This window comes from Adlercreutzia sp. DFI.6.23 (assembly GCF_024462535.1).
GTDB lineage: Bacteria > Actinomycetota > Coriobacteriia > Coriobacteriales > Eggerthellaceae > Adlercreutzia > Adlercreutzia rubneri.
On record NZ_JANGBP010000005.1, the window covers coordinates 186,796 to 208,040 of the forward strand.

At 63.1% G+C, this 21,245-nt stretch carries 19 protein-coding genes and 4 tRNA genes; 19 read left to right on the forward strand and 4 right to left on the reverse strand.

What is annotated here, in order from left to right:
- The first annotated feature begins 99 nt into the window (after positions 1 to 99).
- Both putP and NE591_RS06730 read left to right on the forward strand, forming a co-directional pair.
- The gene (putP, locus tag NE591_RS06725; RefSeq protein ID WP_173112401.1) at positions 100 to 1,662 is read left to right on the forward strand and encodes a sodium/proline symporter PutP; all 1,563 of its coding nucleotides are present in this window, start codon (positions 100 to 102) and stop codon (positions 1,660 to 1,662) included.
- Positions 1,663 to 1,770: 108 nt separating this feature from the next.
- Positions 1,771 to 2,961 (forward strand): FprA family A-type flavoprotein, encoded by a 1,191-nt coding sequence (locus tag NE591_RS06730; protein WP_173112404.1) that lies wholly within the window; start codon positions 1,771 to 1,773, stop codon positions 2,959 to 2,961.
- A 67-nt stretch (positions 2,962 to 3,028) separates the two neighbouring features.
- Here NE591_RS06730 and NE591_RS06735 read toward each other — a convergent pair whose 3' ends face one another.
- A complete protein-coding gene (locus tag NE591_RS06735; protein WP_114539935.1) occupies positions 3,029 to 4,198 on the reverse strand; it encodes a C40 family peptidase in 1,170 nt (389 codons plus the stop codon).
- Positions 4,199 to 4,631: 433 nt separating this feature from the next.
- Between NE591_RS06735 and NE591_RS06740 the strand changes: the two genes are divergently transcribed.
- The 10 genes from NE591_RS06740 (at position 4,632) to rplA (ending at position 8,913) form a co-directional block, all read left to right on the forward strand.
- Positions 4,632 to 4,716 (forward strand) — tRNA-Tyr (locus tag NE591_RS06740).
- Between the two features lie 5 nt (positions 4,717 to 4,721).
- A tRNA-Thr gene (locus NE591_RS06745) sits at positions 4,722 to 4,797 on the forward strand.
- A 3-nt stretch (positions 4,798 to 4,800) separates the two neighbouring features.
- Positions 4,801 to 4,877, forward strand: a tRNA-Met gene (locus NE591_RS06750).
- 80 nt (positions 4,878 to 4,957) lie between these two features.
- The gene (tuf, locus tag NE591_RS06755; RefSeq protein WP_114539934.1) at positions 4,958 to 6,160 is read left to right on the forward strand and encodes an elongation factor Tu; all 1,203 of its coding nucleotides are present in this window, start codon (positions 4,958 to 4,960) and stop codon (positions 6,158 to 6,160) included.
- A gap of 115 nt (positions 6,161 to 6,275) precedes the next feature.
- Complete coding sequence (rpmG, locus tag NE591_RS06760; RefSeq protein WP_022740305.1) at positions 6,276 to 6,425, forward strand: 50S ribosomal protein L33; 150 nt, start codon at positions 6,276 to 6,278, stop codon at positions 6,423 to 6,425.
- Positions 6,426 to 6,448: 23 nt separating this feature from the next.
- A tRNA-Trp gene (locus NE591_RS06765) sits at positions 6,449 to 6,525 on the forward strand.
- A gap of 71 nt (positions 6,526 to 6,596) precedes the next feature.
- Positions 6,597 to 6,998 (forward strand): preprotein translocase subunit SecE, encoded by a 402-nt coding sequence (gene secE / locus NE591_RS06770; RefSeq protein ID WP_173112406.1) that lies wholly within the window; start codon positions 6,597 to 6,599, stop codon positions 6,996 to 6,998.
- Positions 6,999 to 7,001: 3 nt separating this feature from the next.
- Positions 7,002 to 7,532, forward strand: coding sequence for a transcription termination/antitermination protein NusG (gene nusG / locus NE591_RS06775; protein WP_041714608.1), 531 nt, complete (start codon positions 7,002 to 7,004; stop codon positions 7,530 to 7,532).
- A 114-nt stretch (positions 7,533 to 7,646) separates the two neighbouring features.
- On the forward strand, positions 7,647 to 8,144 hold the full coding sequence (rplK, locus tag NE591_RS06780; RefSeq protein WP_022740302.1) for a 50S ribosomal protein L11: 498 nt from the start codon (positions 7,647 to 7,649) through the stop codon (positions 8,142 to 8,144).
- A 58-nt stretch (positions 8,145 to 8,202) separates the two neighbouring features.
- Positions 8,203 to 8,913 (forward strand): 50S ribosomal protein L1, encoded by a 711-nt coding sequence (rplA, locus tag NE591_RS06785; RefSeq protein ID WP_022740301.1) that lies wholly within the window; start codon positions 8,203 to 8,205, stop codon positions 8,911 to 8,913.
- A gap of 56 nt (positions 8,914 to 8,969) precedes the next feature.
- On the opposite strand, the gene NE591_RS06790 is transcribed toward rplA, so the two are convergent.
- Entirely contained in the window at positions 8,970 to 9,998 is a 1,029-nt protein-coding gene (locus tag NE591_RS06790; RefSeq protein ID WP_173112409.1) for an NAD(+)/NADH kinase, read from the reverse strand.
- Positions 9,999 to 10,064: 66 nt separating this feature from the next.
- Here NE591_RS06790 and murJ point away from each other — a divergent pair, with 66 nt between their 5' ends.
- Together murJ and map are read left to right on the forward strand one after the other, a co-directional pair.
- On the forward strand, positions 10,065 to 11,996 hold the full coding sequence (murJ, locus tag NE591_RS06795; protein WP_173112412.1) for a murein biosynthesis integral membrane protein MurJ: 1,932 nt from the start codon (positions 10,065 to 10,067) through the stop codon (positions 11,994 to 11,996).
- Positions 11,997 to 12,082: 86 nt separating this feature from the next.
- Positions 12,083 to 12,856, forward strand: a complete 774-nt coding sequence (gene map / locus NE591_RS06800) for a type I methionyl aminopeptidase (protein WP_173112415.1) — start codon at positions 12,083 to 12,085, stop codon at positions 12,854 to 12,856.
- A gap of 3 nt (positions 12,857 to 12,859) precedes the next feature.
- Here the strand turns inward: map and NE591_RS06805 are convergent, their stop codons facing one another.
- Positions 12,860 to 14,473 (reverse strand): CTP synthase, encoded by a 1,614-nt coding sequence (locus tag NE591_RS06805; protein ID WP_256156512.1) that lies wholly within the window; start codon positions 14,471 to 14,473, stop codon positions 12,860 to 12,862.
- Positions 14,474 to 14,818: 345 nt separating this feature from the next.
- Here NE591_RS06805 and NE591_RS06810 point away from each other — a divergent pair, with 345 nt between their 5' ends.
- Positions 14,819 to 15,307 carry a DUF1269 domain-containing protein gene (locus NE591_RS06810; protein ID WP_022740296.1) on the forward strand — a complete coding sequence of 163 codons (489 nt, stop codon included), beginning with the start codon at positions 14,819 to 14,821 and terminating at the stop codon, positions 15,305 to 15,307.
- Between the two features lie 176 nt (positions 15,308 to 15,483).
- On the opposite strand, the gene NE591_RS06815 is transcribed toward NE591_RS06810, so the two are convergent.
- Positions 15,484 to 17,175 carry an FAD-dependent oxidoreductase gene (locus tag NE591_RS06815; RefSeq protein ID WP_114539990.1) on the reverse strand — a complete coding sequence of 564 codons (1,692 nt, stop codon included), beginning with the start codon at positions 17,173 to 17,175 and terminating at the stop codon, positions 15,484 to 15,486.
- 205 nt (positions 17,176 to 17,380) lie between these two features.
- Here NE591_RS06815 and NE591_RS06820 point away from each other — a divergent pair, with 205 nt between their 5' ends.
- The 4 genes from NE591_RS06820 to NE591_RS06835 all read left to right on the forward strand — a co-directional run bounded on the left by NE591_RS06820 (position 17,381) and on the right by NE591_RS06835 (position 21,244).
- On the forward strand, positions 17,381 to 18,913 hold the full coding sequence (locus NE591_RS06820) for a helix-turn-helix domain-containing protein (protein WP_173112424.1): 1,533 nt from the start codon (positions 17,381 to 17,383) through the stop codon (positions 18,911 to 18,913).
- A gap of 121 nt (positions 18,914 to 19,034) precedes the next feature.
- Positions 19,035 to 19,292, forward strand: a complete 258-nt coding sequence (locus NE591_RS06825) for a type II toxin-antitoxin system HicA family toxin (RefSeq protein WP_114539928.1) — start codon at positions 19,035 to 19,037, stop codon at positions 19,290 to 19,292.
- Positions 19,289 to 19,618 carry a type II toxin-antitoxin system HicB family antitoxin gene (locus tag NE591_RS06830; protein WP_114539927.1) on the forward strand — a complete coding sequence of 110 codons (330 nt, stop codon included), beginning with the start codon at positions 19,289 to 19,291 and terminating at the stop codon, positions 19,616 to 19,618. Before NE591_RS06825 ends, NE591_RS06830 begins: the two co-directional genes overlap by 4 nt.
- Positions 19,619 to 19,762: 144 nt before the next feature.
- A complete protein-coding gene (locus tag NE591_RS06835; protein ID WP_114539926.1) occupies positions 19,763 to 21,244 on the forward strand; it encodes a DUF1846 domain-containing protein in 1,482 nt (493 codons plus the stop codon).
- Position 21,245: the final 1 nt, after the last annotated feature.

Consider the following 21,245-nt stretch of genomic DNA (forward strand, 5'->3'; position numbering starts at 1 on the left):
CGGCAGGGCGGCGTTGGGGGCTGGCCCGCTGGCGCCTCTTGCCGAAACCGACCCTGGGAGTTCCAAACGTGTTGCAAGGATTCTCGCGGAAGGGGAAACATGATCGAAAGCGATATGCAAGTCGTACTCGCCATGCTGCTCTACTTCGTCGTAGTAGTGGTCATCGGCTTTGTGTACGCCAAGCGCTCCAACTCGTCGTCCGAGGAGTACTTCCTCGGCGGCCGCGGCCTGGGACCGTGGCTCACGGCTCTGTCGGCCGAAGCGTCGGATATGTCGGGGTGGCTTCTCATGGGCCTGCCCGGCGTGGCCTACTTCACCGGCGCGTCGGATGCCATGTGGACGGCCATCGGCCTGGCCATCGGCACCTATCTCAACTGGAAGTTCGTGGCCAAGCGCCTGCGCAAGTACTCCGAGAAGGCCGGCAACGCCATCACGGTGCCCGACTTCTTCTCCAACCGCTTCCATGACACGAAGCACATCCTCATGACCATCGCCGCGGTCATCATCCTTCTGTTCTTCACCATCTACACCGCGTCCTGCTTCGTCACCGTGGGCAAGCTGTTCGCCACGCTGTTTGGCTGGGACTACGGCGTCATGATGGTCATCGGCGCCATCATCGTGTTCCTCTATACCTTCATGGGCGGCTACCTCTCGGTGTGCACCACCGACCTCATTCAGGGCATGCTCATGTTCTTCGCGCTGGCCACCGTGTTCATCGGCTCTGTCACGGCGGCCGGCGGCGTGGAAAACACCGTCGTCTTCCTGCAGAACATCCCCGGCTTCCTCTCGGGCACCGAGATCGCCACGCCTTTGCTCGATGAGGCGGGCAACCAGCTCATCGAGGGCAACGAGCCTATGTTCGGCCCGGCCGGCACCTACGGCATCATCACCATCGTGAGCGGCCTGGCCTGGGGCCTCGGCTACTTCGGCATGCCCCAGGTGCTCATCCGCTTCATGTCCATCCGCCACTCCGACGAGATCAAGAAATCGCGCATCATCGCCATGATCTGGCTCGTGGTTTCCCTGTCCTCGGCGGTGTGCATCGGCCTTATCGGCCGCGCGGTCATTCCCACCGAGTTCCTCACCCAGTCGGCCGCCGAGTCCGTGTTCATCGTACTGTCGAAGATGCTACTGCCGAGCTTCTTCTGCGGCCTTGTGGTCTCGGGCATCTTCGCCGCGGCCATGAGCTCCTCTTCCAGCTACCTGCTCATCTCCGGCTCCGCTGTGGCCACCAACATCTTCAAGGGTCTCATCAAGCGCGATGCCACCGACAACCAGGTCATGATCGTGGCCCGCATCACGCTGACGGTCATTCTGCTTCTGGGCATTTTCCTGGCCATGGACCAGAACTCCTCCATCTTCGACATCGTGTCCTACGCCTGGGCCGGCTTCGGCGCGTCCTTCGGCCCGCTCATGCTGTGCTCGCTGTACTGGCGCCGCACCACGCTGCCTGGCGCCATCGCCGGCATGCTGACCGGCGCCGTCACCGTGGTGGTGTGGAAGAACCTCATTGCCCCGCTCGGCGGCTGGTTCGCTGTCTACGAGCTGCTTCCCGGCTTTTTGCTGGCGCTACTCGTGATCGTGGTGGTCTCCAAGCTCACCAAGGAGCCGAGCAAGGAAGTCACCGATGACTTCGACACCTACATGGAGCTTGACGTGTAGCGCTGCGCGGCAACGATACGTTTTCTCAACGGAGCACTCCGAAGCGGGGTGCTCCGTTGCTGTTTCGGGCTACGATGCGAATGTCAACCGTGAGACAAGGAGAGCGATATGTTGAAGGCCATCGAGATCAAGCCGGACGTGTTCTGGGTGGGCGGCATCGATTGGAACGAGCGCAACTTCCACGGCTACACCACCGAGCGCGGAAGCACCTACAACGCCTACCTCATCCTCGACGAGAAGATCACGCTCATCGACACCTGCAAGAAGCCCTTCACCGGCGAGCTCATCGAACGCATCGGCACCATCGTGGATCCGGCCTCCATCGACTATATTGTGTCCAACCATGTGGAGATGGATCATTCCGGAGGCCTTCCGGCTTTGGCTGAAATCGCTCCAAAAGCCACTATCGTCACCGGTGCGCCCAAGGGCATCCAGGGACTTCGCGCTCATTACGGGGACGGTCTTAACCTCGTGGGCATGAAGACCGGCGACACCCTCGAGATCGGAAAGCGTACGCTCGCTTTCGTGCAGACGCCCATGGTGCACTGGCCCGATTCCATGGTCACCTACGACGAGTACGACCAGATCCTGTTCTCCAACGACGCCTTCGGCCAGCACTACGCCTCCTCGAAGCGCTTCGACGACGAGGTGGGCCTGCCCGAGGTGCTCGTCCAGGCCCAGAAGTACTACGCCAACATCGTCATGCCCTACGGTAAGAATGTGGAAGCGGCCCTGAAGGCGCTCTCCGGCCTTTCCTTCGATATGATCGCCCCGGCCCACGGCATCATCTGGCGCAGCCATGTGCCGGAGATTCTGGAGATGTACAAGAAGTGGAGCAGCGGCATTCCCGAGGAGTACGCGCTCGTGGTCTACGACTCCATGTGGCATACCACCGAGGCCATGGCCACGGAGATCACCGAGGCCTTCATCGAGATGGGCATCCCCGCGCGCCTGCTCGATTTGAAGGTGAACCACATTTCCGACATCATGGCCGAAGTGCTGAACGCGCGCTACATCGCTGTAGGCTCGCCGACGCTCAACAAGACCATGATGCCCACGGTGGCGTCGTTTCTCTGCTACATGCGGGGCTTGGCGCCGGCCGGGCGCGTGGGCATTCCCTTCGGCAGCTACGGTTGGGCGCCCATGGGCCCCAACGAGGTGTACCAGGCTCTGGAGAGCTGCAAGTTCACGCTGCCGGAAGCCCCGCTTACCCACCAATGGGTGGAAGACGAGGAGGGTCTGAATGCCCTGCATGACGCTATCGTCGACTACGTGAGTCTCTTTCACGAGAGGGCCTAAAGAGCAGGAACGCGAGCGAAAAAAGGGGCTCCCAACGGGAGCCCCTTCGCTAGCTGGCAGATACGCTCTAATAGCGGGTATAAATCATGCCGGAATGCACGGCGGAGATCTTCACGACGTCGCCGGTGCGCGGCGCGTGGATCATCTGGCCGTCGCCGATGTAGATGCCGCAATGGTGGTCGTTGCAGCAGATGTCGCCCGGCTTGGGGTTGGAGACGCGCGTGTAGCCCATGAAGCTGGCGGCGGTGCCCAGGCGGCTGTGACGGCCGAGCAGGCAGTAGCTCACCAGACCGGAGCAATCGTAGGAATCCGGTCCCACGGCGCCCCAGGAATAGGGCTTGCCCAGCTCGCCGTAAGCGCGGTCGACGGCCGTGCCGCCGACGGTCTGGGGCTTCGAGTTGTTCGACGAGCCACCGCCGGAACTGGAGCCGCCGCTCGAGCTGCCGCCGGAATTGCCGCCGGAGCCGGAGCCGCCGCCCGAGTTTCCACCGGAGTTGCCGCCGGAATTGCTCTGCTGACGGCGCTCTTCCTCCTCGGCCTGGCGACGGGCCTCTTCCTCGGCCGCCTGGGCGGCAGCCAAAGCCGCAGCCTCGCGGGCGGCCTCTTCCTCGGCGAGAAGCTGAGCCGCTTCCTCGGATAGGGAGTTGTAGGTTTCCTCCATCTGGGAGACGAGGCTCTCGGCCTCCTTCTTGACGGCCTCGGCCTCCTCGGCCTTCTGGGCGGCGACGTTGCGCTGCTCCTCGTAGACGGCCTTCTCAGATTCCACCTCGGAGCGCAGGGTCTTGGTTTCCTCCACCATGTCGGCGTCGTTCTGGTTCATATCGTTCAGGAGATCCCAGTTCGAGGCGAAGGCCTGGAACGTGGTGGCTCCCAGAAGAAGATCGAGGAACGTAGACGAGCCGGAACGGTACATGGAGCGGGCGCGGTTGCCGAGCTTGTCCTGCAGCTCGCTGATGCGCGAGGAAGCGGAATCGATGCGACCCTGAGCCTCGTCCATGCGGGCCTGGGCATCGTCGCGCTCGGTTTCAGCCGCATAGAGGGAGACCTCGGCGCGGTCGAGCTTCTCCTGCATGGCGTTGAGCTTCTCAAGTGCCGCGTTGGCCTCGGCCTGCTTCTCGGCGGCCGTGACGGCGTGAGCCTTGGCGGGCATGAGCGGGGGCAGGCACAGCGAGATGCCGAAAGCGGCCGCCGTGCCGACGAAGGCGCGTCTGCTGAAGGGACGTGTATGCTCACTCATATAAAAGTATCCTCCTGGTTGAGCATCTGGTGCGTTGGGGCAAACTAGCTTCGTATCATAGCACGGATGGCGCCTCTTCACGACCCCCACAGAAGGGATTCACAAGCCGACCTCAGCCCATCCGCGCGGGAATTCGCGCCGTTCGCGGCCGAAAAAAATCATGAGTGAAGGAGGGTTTCCATACCTTGGGGGAGAGGTGCGCTTTCTCATCCAACATATGGTGTCCAAGTGTCTCTTTATATAGTAAGAAGAAAAGACGGTCGCCGGGTTCCTCGTTCGAGGTTGGGGAGGAATCGTGGAGACACGCCCGGGGGCGTGTAAATGGTTGACACGCTTGTTGCCGTAGCGTATTATTCCGTTCGCTCGCTTTTCGCGGAACAACGCGAAAGACGGGTGGCAGCTTGAAAAGTACACATGAATTAAGCGCCGAAATGGGCGTGTGCCCGAGTGGTTAAAGGGGACGGGCTGTAAACCCGTTGGTTATGCCTACCTAGGTTCGAATCCTAGCGCGCCCACCATTTCTGCCTGTGTAGCTCAGTCGGTAGAGCACTTCGTTGGTAACGAAGAGGTCACCGGTTCAAGTCCGGTCGCAGGCTCCACTTGGCGGTGTAGCTCAGTTGGTCAGAGCACACGGTTCATACCCGTGGCGTCACTGGTTCAAATCCAGTCACCGCTACCATTTAGATTTACCGCGTCCTTTCTGGGCGCGTTTATTTTGTTGCAATTCGTTTCGCAATCACCCTTGAAGGAGGATGAAACATGGCTAAGGAGAAGTTCGAGCGCTCGAAGCCGCATGTTAACATCGGCACCATCGGTCACGTCGACCACGGTAAGACGACGCTGACGGCCGCCATCTCCAAGACTCTGTCCGAGAACGACGGCTCCCACGGCACGGCGCACGCTGACTTCACTGCCTTCGACATGATCGACAAGGCCCCCGAGGAGCGCGAGCGCGGCATCACCATCTCCATCGCTCACATCGAGTACGAGACCGATACCCGTCACTACGCTCACGTCGACTGCCCCGGTCACGCCGACTACGTGAAGAACATGATCACCGGTGCGGCCCAGATGGACGGCGCCATCCTGGTTATCGCTGCTACCGACGGCCCCATGGCCCAGACCCGCGAGCACATCCTGCTCGCCCGTCAGGTGGGCGTGCCCTACATCGTGGTCTTCCTGAACAAGTGCGACATGGTCGACGACGAGGAGCTCATCGAGCTCGTCGAGATGGAAGTTCGCGAGCTGCTCGACAGCTACGAGTTCCCGGGCGACGACACCCCGATCATCCGCGGCTCCGCTCTGAAGGCCCTGGAGGGCGACAAGGAGTGGCAGGAGAAGGTTTGGGAGCTCATGGACGCTGTGGACTCCTATATCCCGACTCCCGACCGCGACGTCGACAAGCCGTTCCTGATGGCCGTCGAGGACACCATGACCATCACCGGCCGCGGCACCGTTGCCACCGGCCGTGTGGAGCGCGGCGTGCTCCATGTGAACGACCCGCTGGAGATCGTGGGTATCCGCGAGACCCAGAACACCGTTTGCACCGGCATCGAGATGTTCCGCAAGCTGCTCGATGAGGCTCAGGCCGGCGACAACATCGGCTGCCTGCTGCGCGGCATCAAGCGCGAGGAGATCGTCCGTGGCCAGGTTCTCTGCAAGCCCGGTTCCGTGACTCCGCACACCGAGTTCGAGGGCCAGGTCTACATCCTGACCAAGGAAGAGGGCGGCCGTCACACCCCGTTCTTCGATGGCTATCGTCCGCAGTTCTACTTCCGTACCACCGACATCACCGGTGTGGCGCACCTCCCCGAGGGCACCGAGATGGTTATGCCTGGCGACAACGTGACGATCAAGGGCGAGCTCATTCACCCCATCGCCATGGAAGAGGGCCTGAAGTTCGCTATCCGCGAGGGTGGCCGTACCGTGGGCTCTGGTCGCGTGACCAAGATCTTCAAGTAAGTCCTTCTTACTGAGTGATTTCGCGGGGCCTGTCTTTTGCGAGGCAGGCCCCGCCCCCTGCGCTTCATGTGTATGATCAACCCTGCGTTTCGCTTTATAGGTAAAAGGAGAATTCATGCGTACTCTGGTCACTCTGGCCTGCACCGAGTGCAAGCGCCGCAACTACACGACCAAGAAGAACAAGCAGAACAATCCTGACCGCATCGAGCTCAAGAAGTACTGCAAGTGGTGCAACGCCCACACGGTGCACAAAGAGACCCGATAAGAGGTTAAGGAAGAAACAGGCATAGGCCAGTAGCTCCAATTGGTAGAGCGGCGGTCTCCAAAACCGCATGTTGGGGGTTCGAGTCCCTCCTGGCCTGCCAGCTTGTTTTCGTGAGCAGCCTAGAGGCTGCTTTTTTGGCGATTAGACAAGAGACTTTCCATAAGGAATTCCATGGCAAAGAAATCCAAGACACAGAAGGCCAAGGCCTCCGCCGCCCGTCAGCAGCGCAAGGCCAACCGCGAGCTGGAAGAGCAGAGCCCGACCCCCGTTGCCGAGGCGACGGAGGAGAAGAAGGGCGGCCTGTTCAAGAAGGGCTCCGAGGACAAGTCTGCGTCTTCCAACGATACCGCGAAGTCCTCCAAGAAGGAGGACAAGCCGAAGAAGAAGCGCTTCCAGTTCTTCCGCGACGTGAAGTCCGAGATGAAGCGCGTGACGTGGCCGACCCGCACCGATGTGCTCCGCTGGAGCGGCGTCGTGGTGGTGGCCCTGCTGTTTTTCGGTATCTTCGTGGCGTTGCTGGATAACGTGATTATCACGCCGCTGCTCGTGTTCATCTCTGGGATTGGGGCGTAATCGATGGCTAAGAAATGGTACGTGCTGCACACCTACTCGGGCTACGAGAACAAGGTGAAGTCGAATCTCGAGCAGCGCATCGAGGCCATGGGTCTCGAGAACAACGTCTTCGGCATCGAGATCCCCACGGAGATGGTCACCGAGATCAAGGAGGGTGGCCGTCGCGTGGAGAGCGAGAAGAAGGTGTTCCCGGGCTACGTGCTCGTCCGCATGGAGCTGGACGACCGCAGCTGGGCCGCTGTTCGCAACACGCCGGGCGTCACCGGTTTCGTGGGCAGCCAGGGCAACCCCCAGGCGCTGACCCGCGACGAATACAACAAGATCATGAAGCGCACGAGCCGCGAGGCTCCGAAGAAGACCTCCACGAACCTCGAGGTCGGCCAGTCGGTGAAGGTGACCCACGGTCCTCTCGCCGAGTTCGACGGCACGATTTCCGAGGTCATGCCCGACGCGGGCAAGGTCAAGGTCATGGTCTCCATCTTCGGCCGCGAGACCCCCGTCGAGCTTTCCTTCGACCAGGTGGCCAAGATCTAATTTTGCAAGCACTTTGACTCGATCGTCGCGCCCGCGTGGACCGGGGCTTCTCGCGGCCTTCGAGTTTTGAGTGATAGAGAAGTAAACGTCGATTCATCTGAAAGGTAGTCACAGATGGCTGACAAGAAAGTCACTGGATTTGTAAAGCTGCAAATCCCCGCCGGCGCTGCCAATCCGGCCCCGCCGGTAGGCCCGGCCCTCGGCGCCCAGGGCGTCAACATCATGCAGTTCTGCCAGGCGTTCAACGCCCAGACGCAGGACCAGGCCGGCACCATCATCCCGGTCGAGATCACGGTGTACGAGGACAAGTCCTTCACCTTCGTGTGCAAGACCCCTCCCGCGGCCGTGCTCATCAAGGAGAAGCTCGGCATCAAGAGCGGCGCCGCCATTCCGCAGATTCAGGTGGCCGGCACGCTGACCGAGGATCAGCTCCGCGAGATCGCTGAGATCAAGATGCCCGACCTGAACGCCAACGACATCGAGGCGGCCATGGAGATCGTGGCCGGCACCGCCCGCTCCATGGGCGTGCGCATCGAGGGTCGCGAGATGAAGAAGAAGTACGTGCCCAGCCGCAAGGTTGCCGCGATGCTTCAGGGCAAGGCCGTCGACTAAGTTTGATTCAACAGTGGAAGGGTGAGAAGCGCCCGCCATTACCACGAAAGGAAATGCAATGACTAAGCACGGAAAGAAGTACGTTGAGGCCGAGAAGCAGATTCCGGCCGAGCCGGTGAGCCCGCTCGCCGCTATGAAGCTGCTGAAGGAGATCTCCGTGGCCAACTTCGACGAGACGGTGACCGGCGACTTCCGCCTGGGCATCGATACCCGTCAGGCCGACCAGCAGCTGCGCGGCACCGTGAGCCTGCCCAACGGCTCCGGCAAGACCGTCCGCGTGGCCGTCTTCGCCGAGGGCGCCGCTGCCCAGGCCGCCGAGGAGGCCGGTGCCGACATCGTGGGCACCGACGAGCTCATGCAGCAGATTCAGGCCGGCGAGTTCAACTTCGACGCCGCTGTGGCCACGCCCGATCAGATGGGCAAGGTCGGCCGTCTCGGCAAGATCCTCGGCCCCCGCGGTCTCATGCCCAACCCGAAGCTCGGCACCGTCACCAACGATGTGGCGAAGGCCATCAAGGAGCTCAAGGGCGGCCGCGTGGAGTACCGCGCCGACCGTTACGGCATCGCGCACGTCGTCCTCGGCAAGGTGAGCTTCACCCCCGAGCAGCTCGCCGAGAACTACGGCGCTGTCTACGACGAGATCCTGCGCATGAAGCCCGCCGCGGCCAAGGGCAAGTACGTCAAGTCCATCACCGTGTCCGGCACCATGACTCCCGGTGTTTCCGTGGACTCCTCTGTGACCCGCGCCTACACCGAGTCCGCCGAGTAAATCGACGATTCTCTATCGAAGAGCAAGGGCCCCGCTTCGGCGGGGCCCTTTTGCGTTTACTCCCCGAAGAAGTCCTTGCTGATGCGGTCGTAGAAGGAGGCGCCGTCGGCGCGCAGGAGCGTGACGTCGAAGGGCGCGCACTGCACGTAGATCTTCCGCAGGGGCGCATCGAAGGGGACGATGTCGCCGTCGACGAACAGCGTCGCCTCGCGGAACTCGTCGGTGTCGTCGAAACCTACCTCGATAACGTCGCTGGCATCGGTGACCACGGCGCGGGAACGCAGGGTATGGGGAGCGAGCGGCACGGCGATCATGCCCTTGAAGCCGGGGGAGACCAAAGGGCCGCCGGCTGAGAGTGCGTAGGCCGTCGAGCCGGTGGCCGTGGAGACGACGAGGCCGTCGCCGCGCATGCGGGCCACGTCCACCCCCGAGACGTTCAGGGTCAGCTCGATGATGCGTCCCATGGCGCCGCGGGTGATGGCCGCCTCGTTCAGGGCGAAGAACTGCCGTGCGCCGGAGAGCCCCCGACCGTTGACGCCGAAGCGACCCGGGATGGGCGTCCAGGGGGCGCTGTCGGTCTTCCCGGGCTTGCGAACCGAAGGAGGGGTGGCGGCGTTCGGCTCCGCGTTCACGTCGGGCATGTCCCAGGCGGCGCCTTCTCCGGCCCTGTTCGCCTCCCCGTAGGGATCGTGCTCGCCTTCGCAAACCACCTCGATGGAGAGAATGCTGCGGCGCTCGGCGCGCAAGTCGCCGGCCAGAGCCTCGGCCACGAGCGGCACCACGCCATCGGTGTCGGCATTGGCGAGAAACCCCAGTCGTCCGAAGTTGATGGGCAGGATGGGAACCTGGCGGTCATGGAGCAGGTGCACGGTATGCAGCACGGTGCCGTCGCCGCCGAGCACGACGACCAGCGCCAGCTGCCCCGGCAGTTGCGCGCGCACCTCACGGCGCCCTTGGTCGGTGCCAAGCGACGAGGAATCGACGAGCAGCGCCTCGATTCCCTGGCTCGTAAGATAGGCGGTGAGCAGCAGCGAGGCGTCGACAGCTTGCGGGTTGGAGTTATTGCGTACGACAAGTATGTGCATGGGGCTCTGCTTTCCGAGTTTGCTATGATGGATGAATTATACCGCTCATCATCGAAGAGTTCGCCCATGTCCGACAAGCTCCAACGAGCCCGTCATATACGCTCGAATCCGCCCGACCCGACGGATAGGAATGCTGCGCCTCGCAACAACCCGCGGGCGAACGCCGAGGCGCGCATTCCCGCCCGCGGTCGCCATCGCGGCGTGGACAAGACGCTTCTGCGTCCTCCGACCGACCCGGGCGCCACGGGGCTCATCCCCGTCGTCGGCTCCCATGCGGGCCTCGACCGCACCATCCCCGGCGCCACGTCCGAGGCGTCCATCCGCCAGCAGAAGGTGATCGTCGCCGAGGCCGCCGAGGCCGAGGCTGCGGGCCGTGGTGGCGCGAGCGCCGGCAAGCTGTCGGCCGAATCGGTGGGGGCGAGCGCGGCCCTCATCTCCATCTGTGTCATCATCTCCCGCATCACTGGCTTCGCCCGCACCTGGGCCATGGCCTTCGCGTTGGGCTCCACCTTCGTCTCCAGCTCCTACCAGGTGGCCAACAACCTGCCGAACATGCTCTACGAGCTGGTCATGGGCGGCATGCTCATCACGGCGTTTCTACCGGTGTACCTCTCGGTGAAAAAGCAGCTCGGCGACAGGCGGGGCAACGAGTACGCATCGAATCTGCTCACCATCGTCGTGGTGCTGCTCGCTATCGTCTCGGTGCTCTGCATGGTGTTCGCCGGGCAGATCATCTACACCCAGAGCTTCTACTCGAACCAGGACGAGATGGCGCTGGCGGTGTTCTTCTTCCAGTTCTTCTCCATCCAGATTGTCTTCTACGGCGCCTCCTCCATTGTGTCGGGCCTTCTGAACGCGAACCGCGAATATTTTTGGTCCTCCTTCGCACCGGTGTTCAACAACCTCATCGTCATCGCCTCGTTCATCCTATACGCCGTCATCGCCCAGACCGATCAGAACCTGGCCTTTCTCGCCATCGCCATCGGCAACCCCCTCGGCGTCTTCATGCAGATGGCCTTCCAGATTCCCGCGCTCAAGAAGGTGGGCATCCGCCTGCGCCCCCGCATCGACTGGCGCGATCCGGCGCTGGTCGACACGCTGCGCCTCGGCGCGCCCGCGGTGTTCGTCACGGTGTGCTCGTTCGCCACGGTGTCGGCCCAGAACGCCGCCTCCTACGTGTTCGCGGACAACGGCCCTTCGGTCATCGCCTACGCACGGCTGTGGTTCACGTTCCCGTACTCGTTCCTCGCAGTGCCCGTGACCACCACGCTGTTCACGGAGCTGTCGGACATGCAGGCCGATGGGAACACCCGCGGTGTCATCGCGGGCATCATCGACGGCACGCGGCAGATTCTCTTCCTCATGATCCCCATGGCGCTCTACCTCATGGTGTTCGCGACACCGCTCGTGACGCTGTACCATATCGGCGCGTTCACCGCCGATGCCATAGGCGAGATCGCGAGCTATCTGGCCGTCATGGCCGTGGCGCTGCCGTTCTACGGGGTGAACGCCTACTTGAACAAGATATTCAGCTCCATTCGGCGCATGGGAGTCTTCTCGGTCATCAACTTTGCGGCGGTGGCGGCCCAGGTGGCGGTCACGCTGGGGGCGGCCTGGGCTTACCAGCAGGGACTGGACGTCACGTTGGAGTCCATTGCGGCCTCGACCATCGTCTCCTACGTTATCGGCGACGTAATCGCCTTCGCGTACCTGCGGCGGCATTTCGGGCCCATGGGGCTCGGCGCGGTGATGCGCTCGTTTATCGTGGCGCTCGCCCTGGGCGGCGCCGGAGCCGTGGTGGGCTACGGGGTGCTCGTGGGGCTCACGCTCGGCTTCGGGCCCATGGACGGCAGCGTCGTCCGCGCCTTCGCCTACGTGGTTGCCGGCGGGTGCGCGGCTCTCGTCGTGACGTTCGGCCCCGCCGTGCGCGGCGACTGGCCCGAGGCGTCCTTCATTTCGGGCGCCGTCCGCAAAGTCGCCCGGAAGCTGAGGCGATAACGCGACGCGTCCGCGCGCACGGTGCGCGCCGTGCGAGGTCGCAGGGCCTCGGGCAGATAAGATCAGCAAGCAGAAAGCGTGATTCCATGGCAGTGAAGTTGAAGTCCCCGACTCAGATCGAGGCCATGAAGGAGGCGGGCCGCGTGTCGGCGCTGGCGCTGCGGCGCGTGGGCGAGGCGGTCGAGCCCGGCATCACCACGGCCGAGCTGGACGCCATCGCCGAGAAGGTCATCCGCGCCGAGGGCGGCGTTCCGGCCTTCAAGGGCTACGGCGGCTTTCCCGGCTCCATCTGCGCCTCGGTGAACGATGCCGTGGTGCACGGCATTCCCTCGAGGAAGCTCGTCCTGCGCGAGGGCGACCTCATCTCCATCGACACCGGGGCCATCGTGGACGGCTGGGTGGGCGACAACGCCTGGACGTATCCGGTGGGCACGGTGGCACCCGAGGTGCAGCGCCTGCTGGAGGTGGGGGAGCGCTGCATGTGGGAGGGGCTCGACAACGCGCGTCCCACCAAGCGCCTCGGCGACATCGGGCACGCGGTGCAGTCGCTGGCCGAGGCGGCCGGCTACTCGGTGGTGCGCGACTACGTGGGCCACGGCATCGGACGCGAGATGCACGAGGATCCGAACGTCCCGAACTTCGGGCGTCGCCGCACGGGGCTGAAGCTTCTGCCGGGCATGGTGCTCGCTATCGAGCCTATGGTGAACATGGGTACTCGCAAGGTGAAGCAATGCTCTGACGGCTGGCTCGTGCGCACCCGCGACGGGAAGCCCTCGGTGCACTTCGAGAAAACCGTCGCCATCACCGAAGACGGCCCGGTCGTCCTCACCACCGAGGAAGGCCATCCGCGCCCCGTGTAGGCTCTACGCTCCCTTGCGTTCGTTGGCGGCTTCCACGAAGGCGGCGAAGAGGGGATGGGGTTTGCCGGGACGGCTCTTGAACTCGGGGTGGCCCTGGCTGGCGACGAAGAAGGGATGGTCGGGCAGCTCGATCATCTCCACGAGGCGCTCGTCGGGGGAGAGGCCCGAAATCACGAGGCCGCCTTCCACAAGCGCGTCGCGGTAGGCGTTGTTCACCTCGAAGCGATGGCGATGGCGCTCGTAAATGACGGGCTCGCCGTAGGCCCGTGCCGCGCGGGTGCCGGGCACCACCTTGCAGGGGTAGGCGCCCAGGCGCATGGTGCCGCCCTTGTCTTCCACATCCTCCTGCTCGGGCATCAGATCGATGACGAAGGGTGTCCCCTCCGGCGCCGCGTCGGCGAACTCCGCGGAAGTGGCGCCGTCCAAGCCGCACACGTCGCGGGCAAAGGAGCAGACCGCCGCCTGCAGTCCCAGGCAGATGCCCAGAAACGGCACGTTGTTCTCGCGGGCGTAGCGGGCCGCGGCGATCTTGCCCTCGAAGGCGCGGGCGCCGAAGCCGCCGGGCACGAGGATGCCGTCCATGCCGCCGAGCACCGCATCAGCGTTCTTGTCGGTGAGCTCCTCGCCGTCGATGAGGTGCACGTTCACATGGCGCCCCGTCGCGATGCCGGCGGCCACGAGCGCCTCGTTGATGGAGAGGTAGGCGTCGGGCAGGCTCACGTACTTGCCCACCACGGCGATGTCCAGCTCGCCTGCGCAGGCGTCCTTCGCCTTCAGGAAGGCCCGCCACGGGGCGAGCTTGATCTTGCGGGGCGCCAGGCCCATCTTCGCCAGGGCCGAGATGTCGAATCCCTGCTCGTAGAGGCTGATGGGCACCTCGTAGATGGAGGGGGCATCGGGGCAGGCGAGCACGTCGTCGGTGTCCACGTCGCAGAACAGCGCGATTTTCTCGCGCACCCCATCGGTGATCTCGTGGTCGGATCGGCACACGATGAAGTCCGGCTGCACGCCCAAGCTGCGCAGCTCCTTTACCGAGTGCTGGGTGGGCTTCGTCTTCACCTCGTGGGCTGCGGCGATGTACGGCACGAGCGTCACGTGGACGAACAGCACGTTGCCCGGCCCCATCTCCTTCTTGAACTGGCGCGCCGCCTCGATGAAGGGCAGGCCCTCGATGTCGCCGATGGTGCCGCCGATTTCCGAGATGACGATGTCGGCGCCGGACTGCTCGGCCGCGCGGCGGATCCGCTCCTTGATGGCCTCGGTCACGTGCGGGATGACCTGCACGGTGCCGCCGAGGAAGTCGCCGCGCCGCTCGCGGGCGATGAGCGTCTGGTAGATGGAGCCCTGGGTGAAGTTGCTCTCGCGGGAGAGGTTCTCGTCGATGAAGCGCTCGTAGTGGCCGAGGTCTAAGTCTCCCTCGTGACCGTCCTCGGTGACGAACACCTCGCCGTGCTGGAAGGGGCTCATGGTGCCGGGGTCCACGTTCAGATACGGATCCATCTTCTGCATGGTCACTTTATAGCCCCGGGCCTTCAGAAGCTGGCCGAGGGACGCGGCGGTGATGCCCTTGCCGAGCGATGAGACGACGCCGCCGGTAACGAAGATGTGCTTGGCCATGCCGGCCTCCTTCCGCCGCAGGCTCGCGCCCGGGCATGAAACATGCGCCTCGAAGCCGTGCGCCCGCGCGACTTCCCAACGCTTAACCAGCCTACGCCCCCAATGTTTCCGACATGAAACGCGCCGACGTTGTAACGCGTTCGAAACACGAGTCGGGAGCACCGGGGCAACGGGCGGCCAGTGAGGGAGGCGCAGATGGGCGCGCGCCATCCGGTCGCGCATCCTATAACGGGCCGACAACGGCGTGCCTTCCGCGCAGTGACGGTTCGCGGGCGCGTTGCGCTTTGCTGCGGGGTCATCTTTAGACTGGGCGTCAACGCAGTTTCCAAGAGAAAGGACGCGCTTATGTCTACGCTGCTCGTTTTGGGCTATCCCACCGAGGAGAAGGCCAAGGAGGCCTATCAGGAGGTGCTGAGCCTCGGCGACGATTTCATCGTGAACCTCCAGTCGGTGGCCGTGGTCGCCCGCCGCGACAACGACAAGTTCGACGTGGTCACGCCGGGCCAGCCCATCGGCAACTCCACCGTGTGGGGTCTGTTCTGGGGCATGCTGTTCGGGCTCATCTTCCTCATCCCCTTCTGGGGCGCCGCAATCGGCGCGGGCCTGGGCGCGCTCACGGGCTTCTTCGTGAAGCGCGGCGTGGACGAGGACTTCCAGGACCGTGTGCGCAACCTGCTGACCCAGAAGGACGAGGCGGCCGTGTTCATGGTGGTCAGCTCCATGACCGAGGACAAGTTCGCCGAGGCCATGCGCCCCTTCGGCGGCGACATCCTGCAGACCTCGCTGTCCATCAAGGACGAGGAAGAGCTCAAGTGCGAGCTCGGCAAGTGCTAGCTTAGCTTCCAAAACGCATGTGCAACCTCAAGCGCCGGCCCTCAGGTCGGCGCTTTTTACGTGCAATGGTTTGACCGGCGAATACTTATCGATTGGAGCAGCTTGTCGTGGTTGCCAGAGAGATGCTCCGTCAAGCCGTCGTCGCTTTGATAAGAATGCCGATCAAGACCAACATGCTATTTCGCCAAGTGCTGCCCGAGCAGCCAGCCGAAAGTGACGCAGCGGCCCAGCGAGATGCCCGGGATGGTCACTTCGTTGTAGTCGATGCCGAACAGGCCGCCGGCGTTGTTGCCCACGGCATACAGCCCGGGGATGACTGCGCCCGCTTCGGTGAGGCACTCGGAGTCGGCGTTTGTGATGAGGCCGCTGACGCTCACTCCCAGTTCCACGTTCATGCGCAGGCCGTAGAAGGGAGGCTGCTCGATCTTCGCCATAAGCTCGGGTCGTTTGCCGAAATCGGTGTCGCCCGCATCGACGAGTTCGTTGTAGCGCTTCACGGTGGCGAGGAAGGTCTCGATGGCCTCGGGAGCCAGCCCCATGACGTTTGCCAGCTCCTCTAGGCTGTTGGCCTGCACAAGCAGTCCATCCTCGATTTCCCAGGAGAACGCGAGCTCTTCCTCGCCTTCCGGCGTCCACGGGTCTTGAATGCGTCGGCCGTCTTGATCCCAGCTCATGCCGCCGGCATAGGGCATCTGATTCGGGAGCTCTTCGCGCCACTTGTCATCCCAGATGGCCCATGAAGCGGCCGCCGGCTGGATCAGCTGCGCATTGCCGCCGCCAGTATAGCCTGCGTCCTCATTGACGTAGCGCTGACCCAGGTTGTTTACGCGCAGATAGGAATAGGCGTAGGCCATGAAGGTCATGAGGGGATGCGGTCCCGGTTGCATTGCGGCGCCTGCCCACAGACCCATCTTGTGTCCATCGCCAGTGCCCGTGCTCTCGTTGATGAAGAAATCAGGGTCGAAGCTGTCGAAATCCCAGGCGGTATAGTAGTCCAGCATCTCTGGGTCTGCTGCGTAGTCGCCGCAAGCCAACACGACGCCCTTGGCCGCGTTCACCTGCAGATAGCCGTTCTCGCCCTTGCAGATGGCGCCGGTCACGCGGCCGCCATCGACGAGGAGTTGCACGGCCTCAGTGAGGTTGCGGTACTCACCGCCGCCGCTCACCACCTCCTGCTGGAGGTTCGCGATCATGGCCTTCGTTGCCGCATACCAGTCGCCGTCGTCGGCGACGGCGCCCTCGTCGGGCCATAACTCCACAACGTGCACGTAGTTCTTGAAGTGGTCGCTGTTGCTCTTCATGGCGATGACTTCGGGAACGAATCCGTAGCCGCGGGCCTTCTCGAGGTACCAGTCGCCGGCGGCTCCGGATTCGCTCATGAAGCGATAGACTTTGTCGCCACGGCAGCGATGGCAGGACTTCTCCATGTGGTCGCGCACCACTTCATACACATCCACGGGCTCGATGTTCTTTTCGGCCATGATACCGGGATTGACAAAGCCGTAGTCCAGGCCGATGTTGCGGGGAGCCTCGGCCTTCTCCACGAGGAACACCTTCAGGCCCTGCTCGGTGCAGCTGCTCGCGGTGATGGCGCCGGCGATACCCGAGCCGATAACGAGCACATCGGTGTCGACGGTTTCGGCTATCTCGTCAGCATCGATGGATGCGGGGGCAGTGAGGAACGAGGGCTCTCCCGTGGCGGCGAGGTCGTCGCCACTTGTCGCGCTGCTATTCGAAGAGGACGTTGCGGGGGCGCAGCCGCCCAGCATGGTCGCACCGGCCAGTCCTGCTCCGCTCAAGGCGGCTGCTTTGAGGAATCCACGTCGTGAAAGTGCCGTATTGCTTGGGGTGTCGTGCATCGTGCTCATCCTCCCGTATCCTTTCTCTGGTTTTAAAGGCCCGTGCTGTTTTTGGCCCAGGCACGTCCGCCATCCTACGGCGGCTACCTCGGATCGCCCAGACCGCGAAACTGATGAAAATGCTGTCTCCCGGGCCGTTCGATCATCCCCACTTTTGGGTGAAATTGGGGAGGGGAGGGATGTTATCTGGCATAATGCCCTCGAAAGGAGGGCTATGGCACACAACGCTTTGCAGACGGTGCGCGCGACGCTTTCAATGCCCCTCGTATGGGCTATGGCGCTGCTGTTCGCAGCTATGGAGGCATCCTCGGCCTTTCCCGTGGGAGCGCTGCGGGCACTTTCGGGAACGTCGGCCTCGGCGCTCGCGTCCTTCGGGACTCCGGAACTGCTCTCGGTGGTCGCCTACGGCCTGCTGCTCGTGACGGCGCGATCTGTCGGCAGCGCGGTCGCGCAGCCTTGGCTCTTCGCGGTGGCACCCGCTTCCAACGTGCTCGGTATGTTGCTGTGTGCGGGCGCATCGAACACCGCCTATGGCATCATCTCCGCATGGATCGGCATCGCGTGCGTGCAGGGAGCCTCGGCGCTGCTCACCGTGATGGTGCTCGAGTTGCTGTGCTCCTGCTCGTCGCTGTGGGTTCTCCGCGCGGTGGTGGGCAGCGCGCTTGTCAACGCGCCGCTTGCTGTCATCGGAGACGGGGCGCCCTTCGAGGGGACCATTGCTCTTCTTATCGCCGGTTCGGTGGCTTTGGGACTATCTTACCGAGCGTGGAGACGCGGCGTGTGGGCGCCCTGCGCGGATCCGGTGTTCAAGCGAACCGGCTCCTTTCCGCCTTCCCTCATGGTGGGTTTGGCGATGGTATCCGCGGGCTTCGGCTTCCTTCAGCAGCTGCTCTACCAGCAGGACGCAAATGTGGTCGTCGGCGTCATCGTGGGCACCAAATTCGCTGCCGTACTGCTGTTCGTGGCTGTGGCGGGGCTGCTTGGGTCGGCTTTCGTCGCCACGCTGGCCAAGACGCTTATCACCTTCGCCACTGCGGCCTTCCTCGTGTTCCTCGCCCAAGGTGGTTACTCGCCGCTGTCGAGCGCCCTCATGTCCACGGGTTATTCCCTCTTCGAGATGACGACCTATTTGGTACTAGCCGAGTTGGCTCTTTCCCTGCGCGTGCGACCGCTTTCGCTGCTGTCGGGCTTCTATTTGATTGAGACCGTAGGCTATCTGCTGGGATGCTCGTTGGAGGCGGCTACCGGCCCCGGCGGACTCGATAGGCGCATGGTGGCGGCGGTACTGGCCCTTGCGCTGCTCATATGCGCCGTGTGGGTATTCACCGAGAAACACGTGAATGATCTGCTGTGGGGCCGCGGCGATGGATCGGCTGGCGGGGATGCCGTACGAAGGCAAGAGATTGATATAGACGCGGGGGTTTTGGGGTCTCTGACGGGAGGGCACCGCGGGGGCGGTGAGGCGCTGCATGGGGAAGGCTGCCGCCTGGAAGATGCCTCCGGGGAAAGCGCTTCGAGCCCCTACGGTCGCGGCGTGGCGCGCGTATCCGAACGGTTCCGGTTGTCGCCGCGGGAGACCGAGGTGCTGCGCCTGTTCGCCGCAGGCCGCTCTGCTGCCTTCATCGCCGAGCTGCAGTTCGTCACCACCAACACCGTGCGCTCTCATATCAAGCACATCTATGGAAAATGCGATGTTCATTCCCGCCAAGAACTCATCACTCTCATAGAGCGCGTCGCTGATCAGTAGCGCTCTGGGTCTCTTATTAGATCTTGTATAATAAGAACAAATGTACTATATTATGAGACGAAAAAGAGGTTGAAGAGGAGAAAGAAAGCAACTATAATTTAGTTGCAGAAAGAAGGCAACGATGACTCAGGTGGAGAAGTTGCTGGCGATGCTCATGGAGATGCCCCGCACGTTTCGGTTTCGCGATTTCACTCGCATCATGGAGCATCTGGGCTACGAGCTCGATCAAAAGGGCTCCACCTCGGGCTCTCGCGTGCGGTTCTATCGGGCACGGGATGGGCGCATGCTCATCATGCACGCGCCGCATCCGTCCGACGAGATGTCCCGCGGCGCGGTTCGGGCGGCAGTGAGATTTCTCCACGGAGAGGATGAGCTATGAGCAACGTGTTGTCCTACCGGGGCTATTACGCAACGGTGGAATTCGATAGCGAGGAAGGGCTGCTCTGCGGGTCGGTGGTCGGCATGAGCGACGGTGTGTACTTCGAGGTGGAGACTGCCGCGGGGGTGGAAAGCGCTTTCCATGAGGCCGTCGACGATTACCTTTCCTTTTGCAAGGAAAAAGGGAAGCAGCCGGAGAAATCCTATAAGGGATCGTTCAACGTGCGCATCAATCCTGATTTGCATCGCGCTGCCGCCCTGGCCGCGGCCGTGCGGAAGGAATCGCTGAACCAGTTCGTTGCCGACGCCATCGCCGCCGCTCTGTAGGGCGTCTCGTGCCGTCTGTGCAAATGACGCGAACGGGCGGGAAGTCGCTGGGGGATGGCAGGCTGCTGCGTTATACTGAATCGGTTGCCTGCGCCTGCCCGGGCGCGGCGGATTCGTGCCCCCGTCTTCGAAGGAGTGTCGCCCATGCGCGAGGGATTCGACAACGACAAGTACATCGAGCTGCAGGCCGAACGTATCCGCGAGCGGGTCGATCAGTTCGGCGGCAAGCTCTACCTCGAGTTCGGCGGCAAGCTCTTCGACGACTACCATGCCTCGCGCGTGCTGCCCGGCTTCAAGCCGGACACGAAGATCTCCATGCTGCAATCGATGAAGGATGACGTGGAGATCGTCATCGCCATCAACGCCAACGACATCGAGCGCTCGAAGGTGCGCGGCGACCTCGGCATCACCTACGACGAGGACGTGCTGCGCCTCATGGACATCTTCCGCTCCATGGGCTTCAAAGTGGGAAGCGTGGTCATCACCCGCTACGCCAACCAGCCCGACGCCGACCTGTTCCGCAAGCGGCTCACGGCCATGGGCATCACGAGCTACCTGCATTACCCGATTCCGGGCTATCCCAACGACATCGACTACATCGTCTCCGACGAGGGCTTCGGCAAAAACGAGTACATCGAAACCGAGCGCCCCATCGTCGTGGTGACCGCCCCGGGCCCCGGCTCGGGCAAGATGGCCACCTGCCTCTCCCAGCTCTATCATGAGCACAAGCGTGGCATCACCGCCGGCTACGCCAAGTACGAGACCTTCCCCATTTGGAATCTGCCGCTGTCCCATCCGGTGAACATCGCCTATGAGGCGGCCACGGCCGATTTGGACGACGACAACATCATCGATCCGTTTCATTTGGAGGCCTACGGCGAGACCACGGTGAACTACAACCGCGACGTGGAGATCTTCCCTGTGCTGCGCGCCACCATGGAGCGCATCTCCGGTGAGTGTCCCTACCAGTCGCCCACGGACATGGGCGTGAACATGGCGGGGCTGGCCATTTCCGACGACGAGGCGTGCCGCGAGGCGGGCAACAACGAGATCGTGCGCCGTTACTTCCAGACCGCCGAGGAGATCAAGCGCACGGGCGTGGGCGAGGAGGCCCTGAAGAAGATCGAGCTGCTCATGAACCAGGCGAACATCACCCAGAATCTCTCGCCGGCCCGCTCGGCGGCACTTCTGAAGGAGGAAATGACGGGCGGCCCCGCCGGCGCCATGGTACTGCCCGACGGGCGCGTGGTCACGGGCAAGACGGGCAATTTGCTCGGCGCGGCGTCGGCTCTGCTCATGAATGCGCTCAAGGGCGTCTCGGGGGTCGACGACGAGCTGTACGTCATCTCCGACGACGTGCTGGAGCCCATCTGCCACCTGAAGACCGAGCACCTGAAGAGCCACAACCCGCGCCTGCACTCCGACGAGACGCTGCTGGCGCTGTCCATCTCCTCGGTGCACAACCCGCTGGCCGCCGAGCTCATCGACAACGCCGACAAGCTGCGCGGTTGCGACGCCTACTTCTCGGTCATCATCTCCGCGGCCGACGAGAAGCTGTACAAGACACTCGGCATCAACGTGTGCTGCGAGCCGAAGTACGAGCAGCACCGCTTCTACCACAAGTAAG

Coding starts and splice junctions, on each gene's coding strand:
- putP (WP_173112401.1), top strand. CDS start 100: ATGATCGAAAGCGATATGCAAGTCGTACTCGCCATGCTGCTCTACTTC.
- NE591_RS06730 (WP_173112404.1), top strand. CDS start 1,771: ATGTTGAAGGCCATCGAGATCAAGCCGGACGTGTTCTGGGTGGGCGGC.
- NE591_RS06735 (WP_114539935.1), bottom strand. CDS start 4,198: ATGAGTGAGCATACACGTCCCTTCAGCAGACGCGCCTTCGTCGGCACG.
- tuf (WP_114539934.1), top strand. CDS start 4,958: ATGGCTAAGGAGAAGTTCGAGCGCTCGAAGCCGCATGTTAACATCGGC.
- rpmG (WP_022740305.1), top strand. CDS start 6,276: ATGCGTACTCTGGTCACTCTGGCCTGCACCGAGTGCAAGCGCCGCAAC.
- secE (WP_173112406.1), top strand. CDS start 6,597: ATGGCAAAGAAATCCAAGACACAGAAGGCCAAGGCCTCCGCCGCCCGT.
- nusG (WP_041714608.1), top strand. CDS start 7,002: ATGGCTAAGAAATGGTACGTGCTGCACACCTACTCGGGCTACGAGAAC.
- rplK (WP_022740302.1), top strand. CDS start 7,647: ATGGCTGACAAGAAAGTCACTGGATTTGTAAAGCTGCAAATCCCCGCC.
- rplA (WP_022740301.1), top strand. CDS start 8,203: ATGACTAAGCACGGAAAGAAGTACGTTGAGGCCGAGAAGCAGATTCCG.
- NE591_RS06790 (WP_173112409.1), bottom strand. CDS start 9,998: ATGCACATACTTGTCGTACGCAATAACTCCAACCCGCAAGCTGTCGAC.
- murJ (WP_173112412.1), top strand. CDS start 10,065: ATGTCCGACAAGCTCCAACGAGCCCGTCATATACGCTCGAATCCGCCC.
- map (WP_173112415.1), top strand. CDS start 12,083: ATGGCAGTGAAGTTGAAGTCCCCGACTCAGATCGAGGCCATGAAGGAG.
- NE591_RS06805 (WP_256156512.1), bottom strand. CDS start 14,473: ATGGCCAAGCACATCTTCGTTACCGGCGGCGTCGTCTCATCGCTCGGC.
- NE591_RS06810 (WP_022740296.1), top strand. CDS start 14,819: ATGTCTACGCTGCTCGTTTTGGGCTATCCCACCGAGGAGAAGGCCAAG.
- NE591_RS06815 (WP_114539990.1), bottom strand. CDS start 17,175: ATGAGCACGATGCACGACACCCCAAGCAATACGGCACTTTCACGACGT.
- NE591_RS06820 (WP_173112424.1), top strand. CDS start 17,381: ATGGCACACAACGCTTTGCAGACGGTGCGCGCGACGCTTTCAATGCCC.
- NE591_RS06825 (WP_114539928.1), top strand. CDS start 19,035: ATGACTCAGGTGGAGAAGTTGCTGGCGATGCTCATGGAGATGCCCCGC.
- NE591_RS06830 (WP_114539927.1), top strand. CDS start 19,289: ATGAGCAACGTGTTGTCCTACCGGGGCTATTACGCAACGGTGGAATTC.
- NE591_RS06835 (WP_114539926.1), top strand. CDS start 19,763: ATGCGCGAGGGATTCGACAACGACAAGTACATCGAGCTGCAGGCCGAA.